Source organism: Arthrobacter agilis, assembly GCF_030816075.1.
GTDB lineage: Bacteria > Actinomycetota > Actinomycetes > Actinomycetales > Micrococcaceae > Arthrobacter_D > Arthrobacter_D agilis_E.
The window spans coordinates 1,151,761-1,174,553 of sequence record NZ_JAUSXO010000001.1 but is presented as its reverse complement, the minus strand read 5'-3'; the positions used below and the strand labels follow the sequence as shown (position 1 = coordinate 1,174,553).

The 22,793-nt window shown below is 71.0% G+C and carries 18 protein-coding genes and 1 tRNA gene; 2 read left to right on the top strand and 17 right to left on the bottom strand.

All coding sequences use genetic code 11. The features are described from left to right. Positions 1-32: 32 nt before the first annotated feature. The 4 genes from QFZ50_RS05185 to QFZ50_RS05170 all read right to left on the bottom strand — a co-directional run bounded on the left by QFZ50_RS05185 (position 33) and on the right by QFZ50_RS05170 (position 3,781). Positions 33-653 carry a hypothetical protein gene (locus QFZ50_RS05185; RefSeq protein WP_307082558.1) on the bottom strand — a complete coding sequence of 207 codons (621 nt, stop codon included), beginning with the start codon at positions 651-653 and terminating at the stop codon, positions 33-35. Between the two features lie 168 nt (positions 654-821). Continuing rightward, on the bottom strand, positions 822-1,844 hold the full coding sequence (gene ligD / locus QFZ50_RS05180) for a non-homologous end-joining DNA ligase (RefSeq protein WP_307082557.1): 1,023 nt from the start codon (positions 1,842-1,844) through the stop codon (positions 822-824). Between the two features lie 105 nt (positions 1,845-1,949). Continuing rightward, positions 1,950-3,476, bottom strand: coding sequence for a SulP family inorganic anion transporter (locus tag QFZ50_RS05175; RefSeq protein ID WP_307082555.1), 1,527 nt, complete (start codon positions 3,474-3,476; stop codon positions 1,950-1,952). 223 nt (positions 3,477-3,699) lie between these two features. Then, a tRNA-Leu gene (locus QFZ50_RS05170) sits at positions 3,700-3,781 on the bottom strand. Positions 3,782-3,927: 146 nt separating this feature from the next. Between QFZ50_RS05170 and QFZ50_RS05165 the strand changes: the two genes are divergently transcribed. Then, the gene (locus tag QFZ50_RS05165; RefSeq protein WP_208741031.1) at positions 3,928-4,530 is read left to right on the top strand and encodes an ANTAR domain-containing response regulator; all 603 of its coding nucleotides are present in this window, start codon (positions 3,928-3,930) and stop codon (positions 4,528-4,530) included. Positions 4,531-4,623: 93 nt separating this feature from the next. Here QFZ50_RS05165 and pyk read toward each other — a convergent pair whose 3' ends face one another. The 11 genes from pyk to hisI form a co-directional block, all read right to left on the bottom strand. Then, on the bottom strand, positions 4,624-6,114 hold the full coding sequence (gene pyk / locus QFZ50_RS05160; protein WP_307082553.1) for a pyruvate kinase: 1,491 nt from the start codon (positions 6,112-6,114) through the stop codon (positions 4,624-4,626). A gap of 71 nt (positions 6,115-6,185) precedes the next feature. Beyond that, positions 6,186-7,643, bottom strand: coding sequence for a glutamate synthase subunit beta (locus QFZ50_RS05155; RefSeq protein WP_307082552.1), 1,458 nt, complete (start codon positions 7,641-7,643; stop codon positions 6,186-6,188). Continuing rightward, positions 7,636-12,270, bottom strand: coding sequence for a glutamate synthase large subunit (gene gltB, locus QFZ50_RS05150; RefSeq protein WP_307082549.1), 4,635 nt, complete (start codon positions 12,268-12,270; stop codon positions 7,636-7,638). Before gltB ends, QFZ50_RS05155 begins: the two co-directional genes overlap by 8 nt. Positions 12,271-12,588: 318 nt before the next feature. Further along, positions 12,589-13,842 (bottom strand): prolipoprotein diacylglyceryl transferase, encoded by a 1,254-nt coding sequence (gene lgt, locus QFZ50_RS05145; RefSeq protein WP_373462248.1) that lies wholly within the window; start codon positions 13,840-13,842, stop codon positions 12,589-12,591. Then, positions 13,839-14,693: a tryptophan synthase subunit alpha gene (gene trpA, locus QFZ50_RS05140; RefSeq protein WP_307082547.1), complete on the bottom strand. Its 855-nt coding sequence runs from the start codon at positions 14,691-14,693 to the stop codon at positions 13,839-13,841. The genes lgt and trpA overlap by 4 nt, the downstream gene beginning before the upstream one ends. Further along, positions 14,690-16,045 carry a tryptophan synthase subunit beta gene (gene trpB / locus QFZ50_RS05135; RefSeq protein WP_373462301.1) on the bottom strand — a complete coding sequence of 452 codons (1,356 nt, stop codon included), beginning with the start codon at positions 16,043-16,045 and terminating at the stop codon, positions 14,690-14,692. The genes trpA and trpB overlap by 4 nt, the downstream gene beginning before the upstream one ends. Positions 16,046-16,190: 145 nt before the next feature. Further along, on the bottom strand, positions 16,191-17,015 hold the full coding sequence (trpC, locus tag QFZ50_RS05130) for an indole-3-glycerol phosphate synthase TrpC (RefSeq protein WP_307082543.1): 825 nt from the start codon (positions 17,013-17,015) through the stop codon (positions 16,191-16,193). Beyond that, the gene (locus QFZ50_RS05125) at positions 17,016-17,318 is read right to left on the bottom strand and encodes an HGxxPAAW family protein (protein WP_373462247.1); all 303 of its coding nucleotides are present in this window, start codon (positions 17,316-17,318) and stop codon (positions 17,016-17,018) included. Between the two features lie 178 nt (positions 17,319-17,496). Further along, positions 17,497-18,339: a Trp biosynthesis-associated membrane protein gene (locus QFZ50_RS05120; RefSeq protein WP_307082541.1), complete on the bottom strand. Its 843-nt coding sequence runs from the start codon at positions 18,337-18,339 to the stop codon at positions 17,497-17,499. Continuing rightward, complete coding sequence (locus QFZ50_RS05115) at positions 18,336-19,889, bottom strand: anthranilate synthase component I (protein ID WP_307082539.1); 1,554 nt, start codon at positions 19,887-19,889, stop codon at positions 18,336-18,338. The genes QFZ50_RS05120 and QFZ50_RS05115 overlap by 4 nt, the downstream gene beginning before the upstream one ends. Before the next feature lie 4 nt (positions 19,890-19,893). Next, positions 19,894-20,334: a phosphoribosyl-AMP cyclohydrolase gene (gene hisI, locus QFZ50_RS05110; protein WP_307082537.1), complete on the bottom strand. Its 441-nt coding sequence runs from the start codon at positions 20,332-20,334 to the stop codon at positions 19,894-19,896. Positions 20,335-20,415: 81 nt separating this feature from the next. Here hisI and QFZ50_RS05105 point away from each other — a divergent pair, with 81 nt between their 5' ends. Then, positions 20,416-21,060 (top strand): TIGR03085 family metal-binding protein, encoded by a 645-nt coding sequence (locus QFZ50_RS05105; RefSeq protein ID WP_307082535.1) that lies wholly within the window; start codon positions 20,416-20,418, stop codon positions 21,058-21,060. Positions 21,061-21,113: 53 nt separating this feature from the next. Here QFZ50_RS05105 and hisF read toward each other — a convergent pair whose 3' ends face one another. Continuing rightward, positions 21,114-21,884, bottom strand: coding sequence for an imidazole glycerol phosphate synthase subunit HisF (gene hisF / locus QFZ50_RS05100; RefSeq protein ID WP_307082533.1), 771 nt, complete (start codon positions 21,882-21,884; stop codon positions 21,114-21,116). A gap of 10 nt (positions 21,885-21,894) precedes the next feature. Further along, positions 21,895-22,740, bottom strand: a complete 846-nt coding sequence (gene hisG, locus QFZ50_RS05095) for an ATP phosphoribosyltransferase (RefSeq protein ID WP_307082531.1) — start codon at positions 22,738-22,740, stop codon at positions 21,895-21,897. Positions 22,741-22,793: the final 53 nt, after the last annotated feature.

The following is a 22,793-nucleotide window of genomic DNA, read 5'->3' as shown; positions in this document are numbered from 1 at the left end:
CGGGGCACACGCTGCCAGCGGCCGGAGTGGGCCTACGACTCGGGCCGGACCGTCGCTTCCACCGGCTCGCCGCCGCCCGTCGGCTGCACCATCACGGTCTGCACCGTGTCCGGTACCTCGGGGAACGAGCCGATCATCAGCAGCTCGCTGGTGTCGCCCGGGAGGGCTCCCCCGCTGTACTGCTCGACGAGCCCCACGACCTCGGGTGAGGACCCGCCACCGTTCGCCGCGGCACCCCACTCCTCGATCGTGGTCGAGGCCGGCCGGAGCTCCAGGTCCTGGCCCTCCGGTGTCGACACGGTGATGGTCTCGATATCGAGCGTCGTGCCGCCCTCCGGGTTCTGCACCGTGACGAGCGCGTAGGTCACCGCGTCCTCGCCCAGGCGGGTGCGCAGGCCCTCCACGTCCTCGGGTGCCTCCGCGGGCAGGATGATCTCGCCCTTGGCCTCGTCGATCATGAAGGCGAAGGTGCCACTGGCGGCGTCATCGAGCCCCTCGACGGACGGGGCACCGGACGGCGCCTGGGCCTGCTCGGTGCCGGTCTCGGCGGGGTTCGGCGTGGGCCCGGCGGGTTCGGGGCCCGTGGCGGGATTCCCGCCGCAGCCCGTCAGGAGGAGCAGCAGGACGGTGGCTGACAGCACGGTCTTCTTCATGGGTCTCCCAGCGGCCGGCCACGGAGGTCGGCGGAGTCAGGCCCGGCTCGGCACCGGGCGCGGCTACGGTCACTTCCTGTCTACCAGCGCAGGACGGCAGCCGGCAGGGCGGGTCCGGACGGGCCGGATCGTTGACAGCAGGGCGGACAGCAGGGAGGACAGCAGGGGTCAGGTGCGGTTGCGTGCGCGGCTCGGCTGGACCCTCATCGGCTCGCCGGGCATCTTCGGGAAGTCCGGGGGGAAGGGCAGCTCCCCGAGTCCGTTCTCGACGTCGCGGTCCCACCATCCGCGCAGCACGTCGATGGTGCCCGGCTCGGCGTGGAGGTGCTCCCACGGATCGCCAACGGTGCGCAGCCGCTCCGGTACGGTCGTGATCGTGAAGGCTGCCGGGTCGGCGCCGTCCAGCTCGTCCCAGCTGAGGGGGCAGGACACGGGAGCGTGCGGCAGGGCTCTCGGGCTGTACGCGCCGGCCATGGTGCGGTCGCGGTTCGCCTGGTTGTAGTCCACGAAGATGCGGGCGCCGCGCTCCTCCTTCCACCACGCCGTCGTCACGCGGTCCGGCATCCTGCGTTCGAGCTCGCGGGCGGCGGCGATGACGGCCCGGCGGACCTCGAGGAACTCGTGGACCGGCGCGATGGGCGCGAAGACGTGCAGGCCGCGGTTGCCGGAGGTCTTCACGAAGGACGTGAGCCCGGCCTCGTCGAGCACGGAGCGGAGTTCGTGGGCGGCCGCGACGACGTCCGCGAAGGTGGTGCCGGGCTGCGGGTCGAGGTCGATCCGCAGCTCGTCGGGGAGGTCGGGGGCGCCGGCGCGGGACGCCCAGGGGTGGAAGACGACCGTGTTCATCTGGATCGCCCAGACCGCCGCGGCGGCCTCGTCCAGCACCAGCTGGGGGTGCGCGCGGCCGCTCGGATAGGTGACCGTCACGCTGCGCACGTAGTCGGGGGCGCCCTTCGGCGGGTTCTTGCTGAAGAAGTGCTCGCCGTCCACATCGCCGCCGAACCGCTGCAGGGACACCGGCCGGTCGCCGTTGGCGGCGAGGAAGGCCGGGGCGACCTCGACGAGGTACCGGGCGAGGTCGAGCTTCGTCAGGCCCGCCTGCGGCCAGAGCACGCGGGACGGACTGGACAGGCGGACGGACCGGGGCCCGTCCGGTGATTCGACGTCGAGGATCATCGCTTCGCTGGCCATGGCTCAATGTACCCCGGCCGTACCGGGGCGCGACGGCGGCGGTCGGTTCCCGGGCTTCGATGGTCCGGGAGCGGAGGTTGCGCGGCGTGGAGGCGGGGGCTCCGGTCAGTGGCCGGCGCCGAGGGTCCCGCCGAGGCGTGCACGCATCCGCGTGGATGCCTCGTTCAGGCCCACGATGGTCACGTCGGCGCCGTGGGTGCGGTACTTCTCGGTGACCGCGTCCAGGGCTGCGATGGTCGAGGCGTCCCACAGATGGGAGCCGTGGAGGTCGATGGTGACCAGGTGCGGGTCGGTGGCGTACTCGAACTGGGTGTAGAGGTCGTTGGAGGACGCGAAGAACAGCTCGCCGTCGACCGTGTAGGTCACGTGCCGCTCCCCGTCGATGGAGTCCTCGGTCCGTTCGACGGTGACGAAGTGCGCGACCCGGCGGGCGAAGGCGATCATCGCGACGAGCACCCCGACGCCGACGCCGATGGCGAGGTTGTGGGTCCACACGGTGACGATCACCGTGGCGAGCATGACGGTGGTCTCGCTCTTGGGCATGCGCTTGAGGGTGGCGGGCTGGATGCTGTGCCAGTCGAAGGTCGCGATGGACACGAAGATCATCACCGCGACGAGGGCCGCCATGGGGATCAGGGCGACGATGTCGCCCAGGGCGACGACGAGGACGAGCAGGAAGATCCCGGCGAGGAACGTGGAGATCCTGGTCCGGGCCCCGGAGGCCTTCACGTTGATCATGGTCTGGCCGATCATCGCGCACCCGCCCATGCCGCCGAAGAGGCCGGTGATGATGTTCGCCGCTCCCTGGCCCCAGGACTCGCGGGTCTTGTTCGAGCGGGTGTCCGTGATGTCGTCGACGAGTTTCGCGGTCATGAGGGACTCGAGGAGGCCCACGGCGGCCAGCGCCAGGGCGAACGGGGCGATGATCCGGAAGGTCTCGAGGTTCAGCGGGACATCCGGGAAGAACAGGGACGGCAGGCTCTCGGGCAGTTCGCCCTTGTCACCCACGGTGGGCACGAGCACGTTGGCGAGGACCGCGAAGACGGTCAGGACGACGATGGCCACCAGGGGTGCGGGCACAGCTCCGGTGAGGCGGGGCAGGCCGAAGACGATGAGAAGCCCGACGGCGACCATCGGGTAGACCAGCCAGGGGACGTCGATGAGCTCGGGGAGCTGCGACAGGAAGATCAGGATCGCCAGGGCGTTGACGAAGCCCACCATGACAGAGCGCGGGACGAAGCGCATCAGCTTTGCCACGCCGGTCACACCGAGGACGACCTGGAAGATCCCGCCGAGGATGACGGCGGCGATGAAGTAGTCCAGGCCGTGGCTGGCCACCAGCGGGGCGATCACCAGTGCGACGGCCCCCGTCGCGGCCGAGATCATCGCCGGGCGCCCGCCCAGGAACGCGATGGACACCGCCATCGTGAACGAGGCGAACAGGCCCAGGCGCGGGTCGACACCCGCGATGATGGAGAACGCGATCGCCTCGGGGATCAGGGCGAGGGCGACGACGAGCCCGGCGAGGACCTCGGTCTTCAGCAGGCGGGGGTTCCGCAGGGTCCGGGCGACGGACTGGCGTTCGGCAGGGGTGGGATCCGTGGCCGTCGGGGCGGGTGCGGCTGCTGGCATGGCAGGTTCCTTCGTGGGTCTTGGGCACAGGAGAAGCGGAGGGCGGGAGGCGGTCACCGCTGGAGGAGGGAAAGCAGGTCGTACGCCGTCGTACGGGGGCCCGTGGGCCGAGGGGATCAGCGCAGGCACGGGGCCGGTGGTGGGCACCGGCCGCCGGAGGAGACCGTCCCGGAAGGGCCCTGCGGCGTCCGACGCGAGCCGGAGGGACCGCTCGGTCCATGGGTGCCCGAAGTGGGACTCGAACCCACACACCTCTCGATACTGCATTTTGAGTGCAGCGCGTCTGCCAATTCCGCCATTCGGGCCGTCCACGCGTCGGGCGCGGGGAAGAAGGCCCACTTCCGCATCCGCCGGTGCGCGAAACCACTCTACATGCCGATAGTCTGTTTCCGGGAACGCGAGCACGCTCTCCGCCGACCCACCGGAACGCCACCATCATCAAGGAGCAACAGTGTCTGAACCCACCGAATCCACGCCCGCCGGACCCGCACGCCGGGTCATCGTGGCCGAGGACGAGACGCTCATCCGGCTCGACATCATCGAGATCCTGCGTGGGGAAGGCTATGAGGTCGTGGCGGAGGCCGACAACGGGGAGAAGGCCGTGGCCCTCGCCGAGGAACACAAGCCGGACCTCGTGCTCATGGACGTGAAGATGCCCGTCATGGACGGCATCACGGCCGCCGAGCAGATCGTCAAGGCGCGGATCGCCCCCGTGGTCCTCCTCACCGCCTTCAGCCAGAAGGAACTCATCGAGCGGGCGCGCGACGCCGGGGCGATGGCGTACGTCGTCAAGCCCTTCACGCCCGCCGACCTCATCCCCGCCATCGAGATCGCGATGTCGCGCCATGAGGAGATCAAGGCCCTCGAGGCCGAGGTGTCCGACCTGCAGGAGCAGTTCGCCACCCGGAAGCTGGTCGAGCGCGCCAAGAGCCTCCTGACCACCAAGATGGGCCTCACCGAGCCCGAGGCCTTCCGCTGGATCCAGAAGACGTCCATGGACCGCCGCCTGAGCATGCGCGAGGTCGCCGAGACGATCATCAACCAGGTCAACTGAGCCGACAGCCCGAGCGGGGCTGCACCACCCGCTGATCGACGAAAGGACCCCCACCCGGCCGGGTGGGGGTCCTTTCTCCGTGTCGGGGAAGAACTACTTCTTCTTGAGGGGCCAGGGGCCCACGTCCTCCTTGATGTAGGACGTGTGGTCGTCGGGCAGCTGTCCGGCGTCGGTGATGTCACCGACGCGGTGGACCTTGATGGAGTTGGTCGAACCGGCCTGCCCGGGAGGGGAACCGGCCGCGATGACCACGAGGTCGTCGACCTCCACGAGGCCCTGCTCGAAGAGCACCTTGTCCACCTGGGCGGTCATCTCGTCGGTGTGCGCCACGAATTCGACGAGCTTCGGCTGGATGCCCCAGATCAGGGACATGGTGTTCAGGGTGGACTGCACCGGCGTGAACGCGAAGACGGGCTTCTTGGGGCGCAGGCGGGACAGGCGGCGTGCGGAGTCGCCCGACTGGGTGAACGTGCAGATGTACTTGGCGTCGAGCTGGTCCGAGATCTCGACGGCGGCGCGGGTGATGGCACCACCGCGGGTCTTCGGCTTGCTGCCGAGCGGCGGGACGCGCTCGAGGCCGTGGCGCTCGGTGGACTCGATGATGTCCGCCATGGTGCGCACGGTCTCCATGGGGTACTTGCCGACGCTCGTCTCGCCCGAGAGCATGACGGCGTCCGCGCCGTCGAGCACGGCGTTGGCGCAGTCCGAGGCCTCGGCGCGGGTGGGGCGCGGGTTGTCGATCATGGATTCGAGGACCTGCGTGGCGACGATGACGGGCTTGGCCCAGCGGCGGGCGAGCTCAACGGCGCGCTTCTGCACGATCGGCACGTCCTGCAGCGGCATCTCCACGCCGAGGTCCCCGCGGGCCACCATGATGGCGTCGAACGCGTCGATGATCTCCTCGAGGGCGTCCACGGCCTGGGGCTTCTCGATCTTCGCGATGACCGGCACGCGGCGGCCTTCCTCGTCCATGATCTCGTGGACGCGGGTCACGTCGCCGGCGTCACGCACGAAGGAGAGGGCGACCATGTCGACGCCGGTGCGGATGGCCCAGCGGAGGTCCTCCTCGTCCTTCTCGCTGAGGGCGGGGACGTTCACGGCGACGCCGGGCAGGTTGATGCCCTTGTTGTTGGACACCATGCCGCCGACGACGACCTCCGTGGTGACCTTCACGTCGTCGACCTCCGTGGCGCGGAGGGAGACCTTGCCGTCGTCGATGAGCAGCATGTCCCCGACCCTGACGTCCTGGGGCAGTCCCTTGAACGTGGTGGACGAGATCTCCTGCGTCCCCTCGATGTCCTCGATGGTGATGGTGAAGACGTCACCCGGGGACAGCGCGTGGGGCCCGTCCGCGAAGCGGCCGAGGCGGATCTTGGGGCCCTGGAGGTCGGCGAAGATACCGACGGGCTTGCCGAGCTCCTCCGAGGCACGGCGGACGTTCTCGTAGGTGCTGCTGTGCACGGCGTAATCACCGTGGCTCATGTTCATCCGGGCGACGTCGACGCCCGCCTCGAGCACAGCGAGGGTGTTCTCGTAACTGGCGATTGCGGGGCCGAATGTTGCAACGATTTTTGCGCGTCTCATGAACCTAGCCTAGTCGTGTTGTGGGGGTCGGGGTGGTGCAAGCGGGTGGGGCGGAGCGATGCCGGTGCCGGTCAGAGGACGGCGATGGAGCGGTCCGTGGGTGCGACGGGCGCGGGCAGCTTCGTGGATCCCATGAGCCACTGGTCCACCGCGGCAGCGCACGCGCGGCCCTCGGCGATGGCCCACACGATGAGCGACTGGCCGCGGCCGGCGTCGCCGGCCGAGAACACGCCGGGCGTGTTCGTCATGTAGTAGCCGTCGCGCGCCACGTTCCCGCGGTCGTCGAACTCGGCCTGCACCTGCTCGGTGATGCCCGCAGGTTCCGCGCCCGTGAAGCCCAGTGAGAGGAAGACGAGGTCGGCGGGGATCTCGCGCTCGGTGCCGGCCTTCGGCACGCGGCGGCCGTTCACGAACTCGGTCTCGGCGACCTTGATGCCGCGCAGCACGCCGTCGTCGCCGACGAACTCGACGGTCGACGCGAGGTAACGCCGCTCGCCGCCCTCCTCGTGGGCGCTGGCGATGTCGAAGAGCGTGGGGAACGTGGGCCACGGCTGATCCGGACGGCGCTCGGAGGGCGGCTGCTGGCCGATGGCGAGCGTCGTGACGCTCGCGGCCTTCTGCCGGTGCGCGGTGCCGAGGCAGTCGGCGCCGGTGTCGCCGCCGCCGAGGATGACGACGTGCTTGCCCTCGGCGTGGATTTGGTGCTCGACCGCCTCGCCGGCGACCACGCGGTTCGCCTGCACGAGGTAGTCCATCGCGAAGTGCACGCCCTCGAGGTGGCGTCCGGGAATGGGCAGGTCGCGCGGGACCGTGGCCCCGGTGGCGACGACGACGGCGTCGTACCGTCGCTTCAGCTGCCCCCAGCTGATGTCCTTCCCGACGTCCACGCCGGTCCGGAAGCGTGTGCCCTCGGCCCTCATCTGGTCGAGACGGCGCTCGAGGTGGATCTTCTCCATCTTGAAGTCGGGGATGCCGTAGCGCAGCAGGCCGCCGATGCGGTCATCGCGCTCGTAGACGGCGACGGTGTGGCCGGCGCGGGTGAGCTGCTGGGCGACGGCCAGGCCCGCGGGCCCGGAACCGACGACCGCGATGGTGCGGTCCGTGAGGCGCTCCGGCGGGTGCGGCTCCACCCACCCCTCCCCGAACGCCAGGTCGGCGATGGACACCTCGACCTGCTTGATCGTCACGGGTTCCTGGTTGATGCCGAGCACGCAGGACGACTCGCACGGCGCGGGGCAGAGCCGGCCCGTGAACTCCGGGAAGTTGTTCGTCGCGTGCAGCCGCTCGATCGCCTCGCGGCCCTTGTCGCGGTACATGAGGTCGTTCCACTCGGGGATGAGGTTGCCGAGCGGACAGCCCTGGTGGCAGAACGGGATACCGCAGTCCATGCAGCGGCCGGCCTGCGACTTCAGGACGCCCTTCTCCTGCGCCTCGTACACCTCCTGCCAGTCCATGATGCGGACCGGCACGGGCCGGCGGGGCTGGGTCTGGCGCTCGCGCACCTTCAGAAATCCGCGTGGGTCAGCCACCGGTTACCTCCAGGATCTTGGTCCATGCCTCTTCGCCGTCGGGATCGAGTCCCTGTTCGACGGCGGTGGCGCGGGCGTCCAGTACCGCGGCGTAGTCGCGCGGCAGGACCTTCGTGAATCGTTGAACGGTGTCCTCGAAGGACTCGAGCAGGGTCCCGGCGAGCGTGGACCCGGTCTCCTCCACATGCTGGATCAGCAGCTGCCGGACGATGTCGATGTCCTCGGCGTCGAGGCCGAGGAGCCGGAGCTCCCCGTTCTCGAGGCTCTGGCGGTTGACGCGGGCCCGGTCGAGGTCGAGCACGAAGGCCGTCCCGCCGGACATGCCTGCACCGAAGTTGCGGCCGGTCCGGCCGAGGATCAGCGCCTGGCCGCCCGTCATGTACTCGCACCCGTGGTCGCCGATGCCCTCGGCCACCGCGGTGGCGCCCGAGTTGCGGACCAGGAACCGCTCCCCCACCTGGCCGCGCAGGAACATCTCGCCGCTCGTCGCGCCGTAGCCGATGACGTTGCCGGCGATGACGTTGTCCTCGGCACGGAACACGTTCGAGCGGTCCGGGCGGACGATGATCCGCCCGCCGGACAGGCCCTTGCCCACGTAGTCGTTCGAGTCGCCGAGCAGGCGCAGCGTGATGCCGGCCGGCAGGAAGGCGCCGAGCGACTGTCCCGCCTGACCGGTGAGGGTCACGTCGATGGTGTTGGTGCCCAGCGTGTCCAGCCCGAAGGTGCGCGTGACCTCGTGGCCGAGCATCGTGCCGACCGAGCGGTCGGTGTTCACGACGTCGACCGAGATGCGGACCGGGGCCCTGTGGTGCAGCGCGTCGGCGCTCATCTCGATGAGCTTGTTGTCGAAGTGCTGGTCGAGTTCGTGATTCTGCCGCAGCGTGTTCCGCATGGGCTCGCCCGAGTCGAACTCGTTGCCGCGCAGGATCGGGTCGAGGTCCAGGCCGTCGGCCTTCCAGTGCTCGATCGCCTCGCGGGCGTCGAGCAGCTCGCTGTGGCCGATGGCCTCCTCGAGCGTGCGGAATCCGAGCTCCGCCAGGATCTCGCGGACCTCCTCGGCGATGAACTCGAAGAAGTTGACCACGAACTCCGGCTTGCCCGTGAAGCGGCTCCGCAGCTCGGGGTTCTGGGTGGCGACGCCGACGGGGCAGGTGTCGAGATGGCAGACGCGCATCATGATGCAGCCGGACACCACCAGCGGCGCCGTGGCGAAGCCGAACTCCTCGCCGCCGAGCAGGGCGGCGATGACGACGTCGCGCCCGGTCTTGAGCTGCCCGTCCACCTGCACCACCACGCGGTCGCGCAGGCCGTTCATCATGAGCGTCTGCTGGGTCTCGGCGAGGCCGAGCTCCCAGGGGATGCCCGCGTGCTTGAGCGAGTTCAGGGGGCTGGCGCCGGTCCCGCCGTCGTGGCCGGACACCAGGACCACGTCGGCCTTGGCCTTCGTGACGCCTGCCGCGACCGTGCCGATGCCCACCTCGGAGACGAGCTTCACGTGGACGCGCGCGCTCGGGTTGGACCGCTTGAGGTCGTAGATGAGCTGGGCGAGGTCCTCGATGGAGTAGATGTCGTGGTGCGGCGGCGGCGAGATGAGGGCGACGCCGGGTGTGGAGTGCCGGGTCCGGGCGATCCACGGGTAGACCTTCTGGCTCATGAGCTGGCCGCCCTCGCCGGGCTTCGCCCCCTGGGCCATCTTGATCTGGATGTCGTCCGCGTTGGTCAGGTAGAGGCTGGTCACGCCGAACCGGCCCGAGGCCACCTGCTTGATGGCGGAGCGGCGCTCGGGATCGAGCAGGCGCTCGACGTCCTCGCCGCCCTCCCCCGTGTTGGACTTGCCGCCGAGGCGGTTCATCGCGATCGCCAGCGTCTCGTGGGCCTCCTGCGAGATGGAGCCGTAGCTCATCGCGCCCGTGGAGAACCGCTTCACGATGGAGGAGACGGGCTCCACCTCGTCGATGCCGATGGGCTCGCGGGCACCGTCGCGGAGCTTCAGGAGCCCGCGGAGGGTCATGAGGTCCCTCGACTGGTCGTCCACGCCCTGCGTGTAGGCCTTGAAGATGTCGTAGCGGCGCGTCCGGGTGGCGTGCTGCAGCCGGAACACCGTTTCCGGGTTGAACAGGTGCGGCGGGCCTTCGCGGCGCCACTGGTACTCGCCGCCGTTGTCGAGGCCGCGGTGCGGGTCCTCGATGCCGTCCTGCGGGTACGCACTCTCGTGGCGTGCGGCCGTCTCGGCCGCGACGACGTCGAGCCCGACACCGCCGAGCTGCGTCTGGGTGCCGTGGAAGTACTCGTCGACGAGTTCCTGGGACAGTCCGAGCGCCTCGAACGTCTGGGCGCCGCAGTAGGAGCTGACCGTCGAGATGCCCATCTTGGACATGATCTTCAGGACGCCCTTGCCGAGGCCCTTGATGAGGTGCGCGACGGCGGCCTCGGCGGTGACGCCGGTGATGTCGCCGTTGCGGACGAGTTCCTCGCAGCTCTCCATGGCCAGGTAGGGGTTCACCGCGGACGCGCCGTAGCCGATCAGCACGGCGACGTGGTGGACCTCGCGCACGTCGCCGGCCTCGACCACGAGGGAGGTCTTGGTGCGGTTGGCGCTGCGCAGCAGGTGGTGGTGCACGGCGCTGGTCAGCAGGAGCGACGGGATGGGGGCCCACTGCGCGTTGGAGTCGCGGTCGGAGAGCACCACGTACTCGACGCCGCGGTTCAGCGCGCTGGAGACCTGCTCGCAGATCTCCGCGAGGCGGGCGCGGAGGGCCGCCTCGCCGCCATCGTGCCGGTACAGGCCGCGCACGCGGACCGTGAGGCGGTCGCCGTCCTCGGTCTCGAGGTTGGCGATCTTCGCCAGCTCGTCGTTGGTGATGACGGGGAACTTCAGGGCGATCTGCTTGGACCGCACCTGCCCGGTGGACAGCAGGTTGCCGTCCGGGCCGATCGTCACGCCCATCGAGGTGACGAGCTCCTCGCGGATGGAGTCCAGCGGCGGGTTGGTGACCTGCGCGAAGGACTGCACGAAGTAGTCGAACAGGAGCCGCGGACGCTTGGAGAGGACGGCGATGGGGGTGTCGGACCCCATGGCTCCGAGCGGCTCGGCACCGTTCCTGGCCATCGGGCCGAGCAGGATGCGCAGTTCCTCCTGGGTGTACCCGAAGGTGCGCTGGCGGCGGTTGATGGAGGCCTTGGTGTGGATGACGTGCTCGCGCTCCGGGAGGTCCTCGAGCTGGATGAGGTTCTCCTTGACCCACTCCCCCCACGGGTTCGCGGCGGCGACCTCGGCCTTGATCTCCTGGTCCTCGATGAGGCGGCCTTCCTCGGTGTCGACGAGGAACATCTTGCCCGGCGAGACACGGCCCTTGCGGACCACGCGGGAGGGTTCGACGTCGAGCACGCCCACCTCGGAGGCGAGGATCACGAGCCCGTCCTCGGTGACCCAGTAGCGGGCGGGGCGGAGCCCGTTGCGGTCGAGCACGGCACCGACGAGGCGGCCGTCGGTGAAGGACACGGCCGCCGGACCGTCCCACGGCTCCATCAGCATGGAGTGGTACTGGTAGAAGGCGCGGCGGGCCGGGTCCATGGTGGCGTGGTTCTCCCACGCCTCGGGGATCATCATCATGATCGAGTGCGTGATGGGGCGGCCCGAGAGGGTCAGCAGTTCGGCGACCTCGTCGAACGACGCCGAGTCAGAGGCGCCCGGGGTGCAGATCGGGTACAGCTCCTCCGGCGAGTCCCCGAGCAGCGGGTTGGACAGCTGCGACTGCCGGGCGCGCATCCAGTTGCGGTTGCCCTTGACCGTGTTGATCTCGCCGTTGTGCGCGATGGTCCGGAAGGGCTGGGCCAGGGGCCACGACGGGAACGTGTTCGTGGAGAAGCGCGAGTGCACGATCCCGAGACGCGTCTTGAAGCGCTCGTCGGAGAGATCGGGGTAGAAGGGCTCGAGCTGGGCGGTGGTCAGCATGCCCTTGTAGACGATCGTCTTCGAGGACAGCGACGGGAAGTACACGCCGTACTTGTTCTGGGCGCGCTTCCGCACGCGGAACGCCCTCGCGTCGAGGTCCGACACCGCGCCGGAGGCGGGTGCCAGGAAGAGCTGCACGAAGTGCGGCATGCAGGCCCGGGCCATGGCCCCCACGAGGTCGGCCACGATCGGGACGACGCGCCAGCCGAGCACCTGGAGGCCCTCGGCCTCGGCGATGGATTCGAGCCCGAGGCGGGCGGTCTCCTCCTCCTTCGGCTCGGCCGGGAGGAACGCGGTCCCCACGACGTAGGAGCCGGCGGCCGGCAGCGGGAAGTCGACGACGGCTCGGAAGAACTCGTCAGGGATCTGGGTGAGCAGGCCGGCGCCGTCGCCGGTGCCTTCGTCGGCGCCCACGGCGCCGCGGTGCTCGAGGTTCCGCAGGGCGGTCAGCGCGGCGTCGACGATGTCGTGCCCGGGCTCCCCGCGCAGGGTCGCGATGACGGCGAGGCCGCACGCGTCCTTCTCGTTCTGCGGGTCGTAGAGGCCCGTGGCCTCCGGGATGGAGGCGAAGCGCGTGAAGGGCGACTCGACGGGCACGCCCTGCGCGGACGTCGTCCCGGTGTGCGTCCCGGTGTGCGTCCCGGTGGTGGTCTTCGGAGTTCCAGCAGTCATCAGATAAGGATCCTTCCCCCTTGATGGAGCGTCGGGAGGGGACAGCCTTGGCCCCGCGGACCCGCTACGAGCGGGCACCGTGTCTTGGTTCATCTGCCACCTGCGCCGGGGTAGCCCGGCGTTCTTGGCGGGCGGTCGCAGTACTCGTGCTGCGCCTGGTGGGGCGGTTCCGATGCGGGCTCAGAAGGTGATCCGGCCGTCGCACCGATGGTCCACAACTGTGTGGTGTTGCGTCCTTGGAGGCGGTGGCCCGGGGACTGCGTGCGGGGACCGAATCCCGCGGCTCCGCTCGCGCGGGGCCCTGAGCAACGTGGAACGCTACTCGGGAGCCGTTGTTTCGGAAAGGTTACCACGGTCATTCCGCGCCCCCTGCGCCGTGTCCGCCACGCGGCCACCTGTGGCCGAAGCGTTATCGGACACGGCGTGCGGGCGGCTGCCGGCCCCCGGAGCGGGGCTGGACGAGGCGTCGTCATCGTCCTTCCGGACGCCGTCCTCGCGGCGCGTCCCGGCGTCCTGCGGTACGAGCGTCGCCCCGGGTCGGGCGGGCCGGTCGTCCGCTGCGCCAGTGGGAGCACCGGCAGCACCGGCGACGCCGGCGTCCTCACCGTCCGCGGCGTCGTTCGGGTCGTCCGTGTCGTTCATGTCCGCGGCGTCCGTCCCGTCCGCCGCCGCACCCTCGACCGGGCCCTTCGGCTCGCGCCCTGGCAGGTACACGGACGGCGCGTCGACGGGGCCCCGCCTGACCGACAGGTAGACGAGGACGGCCAGCGACACCAGGAAGACGGCGATGCTGGTCCAGACGTTGAGCCGCTGCGTGACACCGAAGAGGGTGACCATCTCGGCGTCGTCGATGCGGAGCGTCTCGATCCACACGCGCCCGAGGGTGTAGTAGGCCGCGTAGAGCCAGAACATGCGCCCGCCGCGGAGCCGGAACTTCCGGGCGAGCAGCAGCAGCAGCGCCACGCCCGCGAGGTTCCACAGGAGCTCGTATAGGAAGGTCGGGTGGAACAGCGTCCCGGGTGCCTGGTCGGCGGGGAAGTTCACGTTGTCGGCGTCGATCTCCAGGCCCCACGGCAGGGTGGTGGGCGCGCCGAAGAGTTCCTGGTTGAACCAGTTGCCGAGGCGGCCGACGGCCTGCGCCAGCAGGACGCCCGGGGCTGCGGCGTCGGCGAAGGCGGAGAGCTTGACGCCCGCGCGCCGCGCGCCGATCCACGCGCCGACGGCGCCGAGCGCGATGGCCCCCCAGATCCCGAGCCCGCCCTGCCAGATCTGCGGGATGCGGGCGAGGTCGCCCTCCGGCCCGAAGTAGGCGTCCGGCGAGGAGATCACGTGGTAGAGCCGCCCGCCGATGATGCCGAACGGGATCGCCCAGATCGCGATGTCCCAGACGGCGTCCGCGGAGCCGCCGAAGGCCACGAAGCGCTTCTGCGTCAGGATGAGTGCCAGGATGATGCCGGCCAGGATGCACAGCGCGTAGGCGTGGATGGTCAGCGGACCGAGGCTGAAGGACGCCCACTCCGGCGGAGGGCTCGGGATCGAGGCGGCGACGCGGGCGATCGTCCCGCCGCTCACGCCGTGCCGCCCGGGGCGGTCTTCGGCGTGCCGGTGCTCAGTTCGCGGGTGAGTTCGGCGACGGCCTCCACGCCGCCGTCGCGCAGGGCTGCCACGAGCGCCGTCCCCACGATGACGCCGTCGGCGTAGGCGCCGATCTCCCGCACCTGGGCGGACGAGGAGACACCGAGGCCGACGCACACGCGGTCGGCGCCGGCTGCGTGCGCGGCGTCCACCACGGCCCGCGCGGCGGCACCGACGGAGGTGCGGGCGCCCGTGACGCCCATGACCGAGACGGCGTAGACGAAGCCCCTGCTCGCGTCCACCGTGTTCTGCATGCGCTGCGGGGACGTCGAGGGGGCCACCAGGAACACGCGGTCCAGGCCGAACTCGTCCGACGCCTCGAGCCATTCGGCCGCCTCGTCAGGTATGAGGTCCGGCGTGATGAGTCCGGCGCCGCCGGCCGCGGCGAGGCGCTCGGCGAACGCGCGCACGCCCATGCGCATCACGGGGTTCCAGTAGGTCATGACGAGGACGGCGGCGTCGGTCTCACGCGTGATCCCCTCGACGACGTCGAAGATCCGGGGCACGGTGAAGCCGTTGTCCAGCGCCTGGACGGTCGCCTCCTGGATGACCTGGCCGTCCATCACGGGGTCGGAGTAGGGGATGCCGATCTCGATGAGGTCCACGCCGTTGCGTGCCAGGGCGATTCCCGCATCGATGCTGGTCTGCACGTCCGGGAAACCGGCGGGCAGGTAGCCGATGAGCGCGGCGCGCCCCTCGCTGCGGGCCTTCTCGATGGCGGCGGCGGCCTTGGAGTGCCCGACGCCGGTTGCCCCTCCGGCGGGACTGTTCGTGGACTGCGTGGTCACAGCTGCTCACCCTCCTCCGCGATCTCCTGCTCGGCACTGTCGTCCGGCAGCAGGTCGAAGTAGCCCGCGGCGGTCGCCACGTCCTTGTCGCCGCGGCCCGAGAGGTTCACGACGACGATCCGGTCCGATGCCTTCTCGCCCGGCCCGAGGTCGGCGGCGAGGCGCCGGCCCACCTTCATGGCGCCGGCCAGGGCGTGTGCGGTCTCGATGGCGGGGATGATGCCCTCGGTCCGGCTGAGCAGCTTGAACGCCTCCATGGCCTCCGCGTCGGTGATCGGCTCGTAGTGGGCGCGTCCGATGTCGGAGAGGTAGGCGTGCTCGGGGCCGACGCCCGGGTAGTCGAGGCCGGCGGAGATGGAGTGCGACTCCATCGTCTGGCCGTCCTCGTCCTGCATCAGGTAGGAGCGGGCGCCGTGCAGCACGCCGGGCCGCCCCAGCGTGATGGTGGCGGCGTGGCGGCCGGTGTCGACGCCGTCACCGCCGGCCTCGAAGCCGTAGAGCGCCACGTCGTGGTCGTCGAGGAAGCCGTGGAACATGCCGATCGCGTTGGAGCCGCCACCCACGCAGGCGCAGACGGCGTCGGGCAGCCTGCCGGCCTGCTCGAGGATCTGTTCGCGTGCCTCGTCGCCGATGACCTCGTGGAAGTACCGCACCATCGCCGGGAACGGGTGCGCTCCGGCGGCCGTGCCCAGGAGGTAGTGGGTGGTCTCGACGTTGGCGACCCAGTCGCGGAGGGCGTCGTTGATGGCGTCCTTCAGGGTCTGCGACCCGTTGGTGACGGGGATGACCGTCGCGCCGAGCAGCTGCATGCGGGCGACGTTCAGGGCCTGGCGACGCGTGTCCTCGGCGCCCATGTAGACGACGCATTCGAGGCCGAGGAGGGCGGCCGCCGTGGCGCTGGCGACGCCGTGCTGACCGGCACCGGTCTCGGCGATGACGCGCGTCTTGCCCATGCGCTTGGCGATCAGCGCCTGGCCGAGGACGTTGTTGATCTTGTGGGAGCCGGTGTGGTTGAGGTCCTCGCGCTTGAGGAACACGCGGACACCGCCGCAGTGCTCGGCGAAGCGCTGCGCCTCGGTGAGCAGGGACGGCCGTCCGGCGTAGTTCCGGTTCAGGTCCGCCACCTGCGCGGTGAACTCGGGGTCGGCCTTCGCCTTCTCGAACGTCTCCTGCAGCTCGTCGAGCGCGGCGATCAGCGATTCGGGCATCCAGCGCCCGCCGTACGCGCCGAAGTAGGGTCCGGGGGCGTGGCGGAGGCTCTGGTCGTGGCTGAGGAACGCCTCGGCCGCACCGCCGTCGATGGCGTCCGCTGCTCCGGCGTCCCCGGCGGGGAGTCCCGTGTCCTGGTGCATGTCGGTCATGGCTTCAGGGTTCCTGTCCTGTTGGTCCTGGTCCGGGCGGCGGTGCCGTCCGGATCCTTCGCGGACCGGTGGCGGCCGGTCCTTCTGCTGTCCGTCGCGCTGCCCTCCGTGTGTGCGGGCCGGCGCGGGATGCCTGTCAGCCGTGCGTCGGTACGCCCGGCTCCGGGCTCGTCCTGCCCGCCTGTCCGAAGGCGCCGATCGTGGTGGCGGGATCGCTGTGGCGGACGAGCGCCTCCCCCACGAGCACGGCGTGCGCGCCGCCCGCAGCGTAGTCGGCGACGTCGTCGGCGTCCCGCACACCCGATTCGGCGATCACGACGGTGCCGGACGGGATGAGGTGTGCCAGCCGCCCGAAGACGTCCCGGTCGATCTCGAGGGTCTTGAGGTTGCGGACGTTGACGCCGATGATCGGCGCCCCGGCGGCGACGGCACGGCGTACCTCCTCCTCCGTGTGCGTCTCCACGATCGCGTGCATGCCCAACCGGTGCGTCAGCGCGAGGAACGAGGCGATCTCCTCGTCGGTGAGCGCCGCGACGATCAGGAGGACGACGTCCGCGCCGTGGGCGCGCGCCTCCCAGATCTGGTACTCGTCGACGGTGAAGTCCTTGCGGAGGACGGGCAGGCCCACCGCGGCGCGGACCGCGTCGAGGTCGGCGAGCGACCCGCCGAAGCGCCGTTCCTCGGTCAGCACGGAGATGACCGCTGCGCCGCCGCGTTCGTAGGACGCCGCGAGTGCCGCGGGATCGGCGATGTCGGCCAGCGCGCCCTTGGAGGGACTGCTGCGCTTGACCTCCGCGATCACGGCCATGCTGCCGGCGCGTCCGGCGCCGAGGGCCTCGAAGGCGTCGAGCGGGGCGGGGGCGGCCAGGGCGGCTGCCCGCACGTCCTCGAGGGGCCGCCGGCGGCGGCGCTCCGCGAGGTCCTCGCGGACGCCCTCGATGATGTCGTCGAGGACGGTCATCTAGTGGCCGTTGTTCTTGAGCTTCGATCCACCCACGCCGTAGCCGATCCTGCGCAGGATGAAGCCGACGATCAGGCCGACGACCATGATCCCGATACCCGCCCAGAACAGCAGGGTCCCGAAGTCGTGGTTGCCCTCGGTGCTGGCCAGGATGAAGGCGAAGCTGGCCACGGCACCCCCGGCCAGCATGATGAGCACGCAGGTCCACGCAGCGGGGCTGTTGCCGTGACCGATCGTCTCGTCGCCCATCTGGGCGTGGTTCGCGGGGGTGTTGCGGCTGGAGGCGCGGGTCTCGGATGCCATGGGGAAATCTCCTTCGAACGGGTCTCGTCCCATTCTGCCATCGATGAGTCGGCGGGGCGGAACGGAGACGCGGGCCGGCGGGGGCCTCGCGGGCCGGTGGGTCGTGGTGCGTTGGGGTCGGTCGGGGGTGGCTGGGTGGTGGCCGGTGGATCCGGAGCGGCCGGGCGGGCGCTGCGGGTCAGCTCGTCGGGTCGTTCCCGCGCGAGAGTTCGTCCCAGCTGTCGATCTCGTCGGCGTGTGCGTTCGCCCGGCGCGGGGGCCGCTTCCCGCTGCCGGCGTCGGCACTGTCCGCCGTCCCGGGGCCGGGGGCGATGTCGCGGGGCGCGGCGGGTCCGGCGGCGGCGGCCGCAGTCGCGTCGGCGGCGGTCGCGTCGTCGGAACGGTCGTGGTCCCGGCCCGTTTCCACGTCCGCTCCGGCGTCCGGGACGACGCCGGGAGCGACGTCGCCCGTCGAGGGCGCGGGCGCGCCGGGCCGGAGACTGCCTGCAGGGGCCCGGACGCCCCGGGCGGCACCGGTGTCGTACCGCCGGTTCACCCCCCACGTCCTGCCGGCGAGGACCACCCAGGCCGCGGCGAGGACGAGCAGGATGCCGGCCACGACGGCGACCCACGGCATGGGGCTGGCCGTCGCTTCCGCTCCCGAGCCGCCACTGACCCCGATGGCCGTCCCGATGGCGGGTTCCGCAGCGCCGGAGGGATCGAGGGCGACGGCGGCGCTGGAGAGCGCGATGCCGACCCCCGACAGGACGAGGATGACCGCGATGATCCACCGCGCGACGCGTCCTGCGATCGACACGGCGAGGGCCGCGGCCAGGGCGACCAGCGCGAAGGCCGTCACGGGCGTCGCCGCGTCGCTCCCGGGAATGGTGAGGTCGGGGGTCTGGACGGCTTCCTGGGGCAGGCGCACGGTCAGCCAGGTCTGCGTGGTCGAACCGAAGGCCAGCAGCGCCAGGACCACGATGCCCATCACGACGATGCCGCGTCGCGTGAGGCGGTGGGGGGCTCGACTCCCGGCGCTCACGGCAGGTCCGCCGTCGCGGGGCGCAGTGCGGCCGCCGTCAGTGCGGCTCGGAGCGGTGCAGCAGCCTTGTTGACCGTCTCCAGGGCCTCCGTCTCGAGGACGGAGTCCGCGACGATCCCGCCGCCGGACTGCACGTAGGCCTTGCCGTCGCGCAGCAGGGCCGAGCGGATGGCGATGGCCATGTCCATGTCCCCGGCGAAGTCCAGGTAGCCGACCACGCCGCCGTAGATGCCCCGCCGGTGCGGCTCCACCTCGTCGATGAGGCGCAGGGCCCGGGGTTTGGGGGCGCCCGACAGGGTCCCGGCGGGGAAGGTCGCGGCGAGGACGTCATAGGCGGTCTTCGCCGGCGAGAGCCGGCCCACCACGGTGGAGACAAGGTGCATGATGTGGCTGAACTTCTCCACCTCCATGAACTGGGTGACGTCCACACTGCCCGGGAGGCAGACCTTGGACAGGTCGTTGCGGGCCAGGTCGACGAGCATGAGATGCTCAGCCTTCTCCTTCGTGTCCGCGCGGAGCTCGACGGCGAGGTCCCGGTCCTCCTCGGTGGTCCTCCCGCGCGGCCGCGATCCCGCGATGGGGTGCGTGATGACCTCGTCGCCGGTCACCGTGACGAGGGCCTCGGGCGAGCTGCCCACGATCGAGTAGCCCCGACCGTCCGCGTCCTCGAGGCTGAAGAGGTACATGTAGGGGCTCGGGTTGGTGGTGCGCAGGATCCGGTACACGTCCAGGGCGGAGGCGTCGCACTCGATCTCGAAGCGGCGGCTGATGACCACCTGGAAGACGTCGCCGTCCACGATCGCCCGCTTGCCGCGTTCGATCGCCTTCAGGTAGTCGGGCTCGAACCAGGACTCGCGGACCCGGTCCGTCGAGCGCTCGGCGGTCGGCGCGTCCCCGTCCATCACCGACACGGCGAGTTCGGCGGGCGCCACGAGCTTGGCGAGCATCGCGCGGACGCGGGCCACGGCGTCGTGCCATGCCTCGTCGACCCGCTCGTCGGTGCCGTCGAAGTTGATGGCGTTGGCGACCAGCGTGAGGGAGCCCTCCGCGTTGTCGTGGATGGCGAGGTCCGAGACGAGGCACATCGCGAGTTCGGGCAGCAGCAGGTCGTCCTCGGGCGGGCTCGTGAGCCTCTCCCAGTGCCGCACGGCCTCCCAGCCCACGAAACCGACCATGCCGGAGGTGAACGGGGGCAGGTCCCCGAACCGTTCGGTGCGCAGTGCCTCGACCGTGAGGCGCAGGGCCTCCACGGGGTCGCCGCCCACGGGCACGCCTGCCGGTGGTTCGCCGAGCCAGTGCGCCTCGCCGTCCCGCGTGGTGAGCGTGGCGCGGGACTGCGAACCGATGAACGAGTAGCGCGACCAGACACCGCCGACCGCCGCGGACTCCATGAGGAACGTCCCGGGCTGCCCGGCCGCGAGCTTGCGGTAGATGCCGATGGGCGTGTGGGAGTCCGCGAGGACCTTCAGGTGCACGGGCACCACGCGGCGGGCCTCGGCCAGCGCGCGGAACTCCTCGAGGGTGGGGCTGATGGTGCCCAACTGCTGCATGGTGTCAGGATCCTTCGGGGTGGGGACGATCGGCGGTCACGGCGGGCAGTGCGCGCCCGTCGAAGCAGGTCCTGGTGCCGGTGTGGCAGGCGGCGCCTTCCTGGTCGACCGTGACCAGCAGGGCATCGCCGTCGCAGTCGAGGGCCACGCCCCTGACCCACTGCCGGTGGCCGGAGGTGTCGCCCTTGCGCCAGTATTCCGCGCGGGACCGCGAGTAGAAGGTCACACGGCCGCTGGAGAGGGTGCGCCGGAGGGCCTCCTCGTCCATCCAGCCGAGCATGAGCACCTCGAGGGTGTCGTACTGCTGCACGATGGCGGCGACGAGGCCGGCGGCGTCCTTCTTCAGCGCGTCGGCGATGGCCGGATCGAGGGCGGGGCGCCCCTCGTCGGGTCGCTGGGCGACGGGCGTGTCGGACTCGGGCTGGGCGGGAGTGGAGGGAGGCATCACCCCTGATTCTAGTGCGGTTCCACGGGCCCCCGCCCGCACCTGCCCCCCTGCGCGCGCGGCATGCTAGTTTCAGCAGTGATGCACTACGTAACCCCGTCCCGTGAGGTCCTGGCCGAGACACTCCTGGCAGCCGGACCCGACGCCCCCACCCTGTGTGAGGGGTGGCAGACGCGTGATCTCGCCGCGCACCTGTACCTGCGGGAACACAAGCCCTCGGTCGGCCTCGGGATGGTGCTGCGGAGGTTCGCGTCCGTCACGGAACGCGCGATCAGCGAGACCGCGGAGCGCGCGGCGTCCCCGGCCGGCTACGACGCCCTGGTGCACCGCTTCCTGGCAGGGCCTCCGATGCTCTCCCCGATGCGCATCAACACGATCGACAAGAGCACCAACCTCATCGAGTACTTCGTGCACACCGAGGACGTGCGCCGGGCCACCACGCGCTGGGCGCCCAGGGCGCTCGACGAGGACTACGCGAACTCCCTGTGGGAGGAACTCGTCAAGCGGGCAGCCATCCTCTACCGCGGGGTGGACCTCGGCGTCGTGCTCGTGCGGCCGGACGGCCCGCGGCACGTCGCCAAGCGCGCCCCGGTCTCGGTGGCCATCGTCGGCGATCCGGGCGAGCTGCTGCTGCATGCCCACGGGCGGCGCCGGCAGGCCCTGGTCACGTTCGAGGGCCAGCCGGACGCCGTGGCCCTGCTCGAGAGCGCCGACGTCGGACTCTAGTCCGCTGCAGCCCGCCGAGGGGCGGGCCGCGCCGCCGCCCGCCCGTGCGGGACCTAGCGGACGGGGAACCCCGCCTCGCGGATCGCCGCCTTGACCTGCGCGATGGCGTCCACGGGCCCGAAGTGGAACACGGAGGCCGCGAGGACGGCGTCGGCTCCGGCTTGCACCGCCGGCGGGAAGTGCTCGGGCCTGCCCGCGCCGCCCGAGGCGATCAGCGGTACGCCCACGGCGGCCCGCACGGCCCGGATGAGTTCGAGGTCGAAGCCCTCCTTGGTGCCGTCGGCGTCGATCGAGTTGAGCAGGATCTCCCCCACCCCGCGGTCCGCGGCCTCCTTCGCCCAGGCGACGGCGTCGATCCCGGTGCCCTTGCGGCCGCCGTAGGTCGTCACCTCGAAGCCCGACGGTGTGCCGGCGTCCCGTGTGCGCCGCGCGTCGAGGGAGAGCACGAGGACCTGCGCCCCGAAGTGCCCGGTGATCTCGTCGATGACGGAGGGGCGCGCGACGGCGGCCGTGTTGATGGATGCCTTGTCCGCGCCGTGGCGCAGGAGGCGGTCGACGTCGGAGATCTCGCGGACTCCCCCGCCGACGGTCAGGGGGATGAAGACCTCCTCGGCCGTCCGGGCGACGACGTCGAAGGTCGTCTCGCGGTTGCCGGAGGAGGCGGTGACGTCCAGGAACGTCAGCTCGTCGGCCCCGGCGCGGTCGTAGCGGTGCGCGAGTTCCACCGGATCGCCGGCGTCGCGGAGGTCAGCGAAGTTGACGCCCTTGACGACGCGTCCGGCGTCGACGTCCAGGCACGGGATCACGCGGATGGCGACGGTCATGGCGGCCTCCCTAGATCCGGCAGGCGTGGATGGTGCTGACGAGGATGGCGCGCGCGCCGAGCTCGTACAGCTCGTCCATGATCCGGTTGGTGTGGTTGCGCCGGACCATCGCACGGACGGCGACCCACTCGGAGTCGCGCAGCGGGGAGACGGTCGGTGATTCGAGGCCCGGGGTGAGCGCCGCGGCCCGGTCCACGAGATCGGTGCGGATGTCGTAGTCCATCATCACGTACTGGCGGGCCACGAGGACGCCCTGGAGGCGCCGCAGCAGCACGTCGAGGCCCGCGGGCTTCTCCGCCCCGGACCGGCCGATGAGCACGGCCTCGCTCTGCAGGATGGGTTCGCCGAAGATCTCCATGCCCGCCGCACGCAGCGTGCTGCCGGTCTCGACGACGTCGGCGATGGCGTCGGCCACGCCGAGGCGCACGGAGGACTCGACGGCACCGTCGAGCCGGACGACGGCCGCGGAGACGCCGCGCTCGGCGAGGTAGTCGTTGAGGAGACCCTCGTAGCTCGTGGCGAGCCTGCGGCCCTCGAGCTCCTCCACCGAGGAGAAGTCCCCGACGGGCCCGGCGAAGCGGAAGGTGGATGCGCCGAAGCCGAGCTGGAGGAGCTCCTCCGCCGGGACCTGCGCGTCGAGGAAGAGGTCGCGTCCGGTGATGCCGACGTCGAGCGTGCCGGAGCCGACATACACGGCGATGTCGCGGGGGCGGAGGAAGAAGAACTCGATCTCGTTCTCGGGATCGACGAGCACGAGCTCGCGGGGGTCGCGGCGCTGGCGGTAGCCGGCCTCGACGAGCATGGCGGAGGCGGCCTCGGACAGGGCGCCCTTGTTGGGGACTGCTACACGGAGCATGGAGGAAATCCTTCGGTGGAGGATCGGTGGAGGAGGGCAAGCAGGGGCCGCGG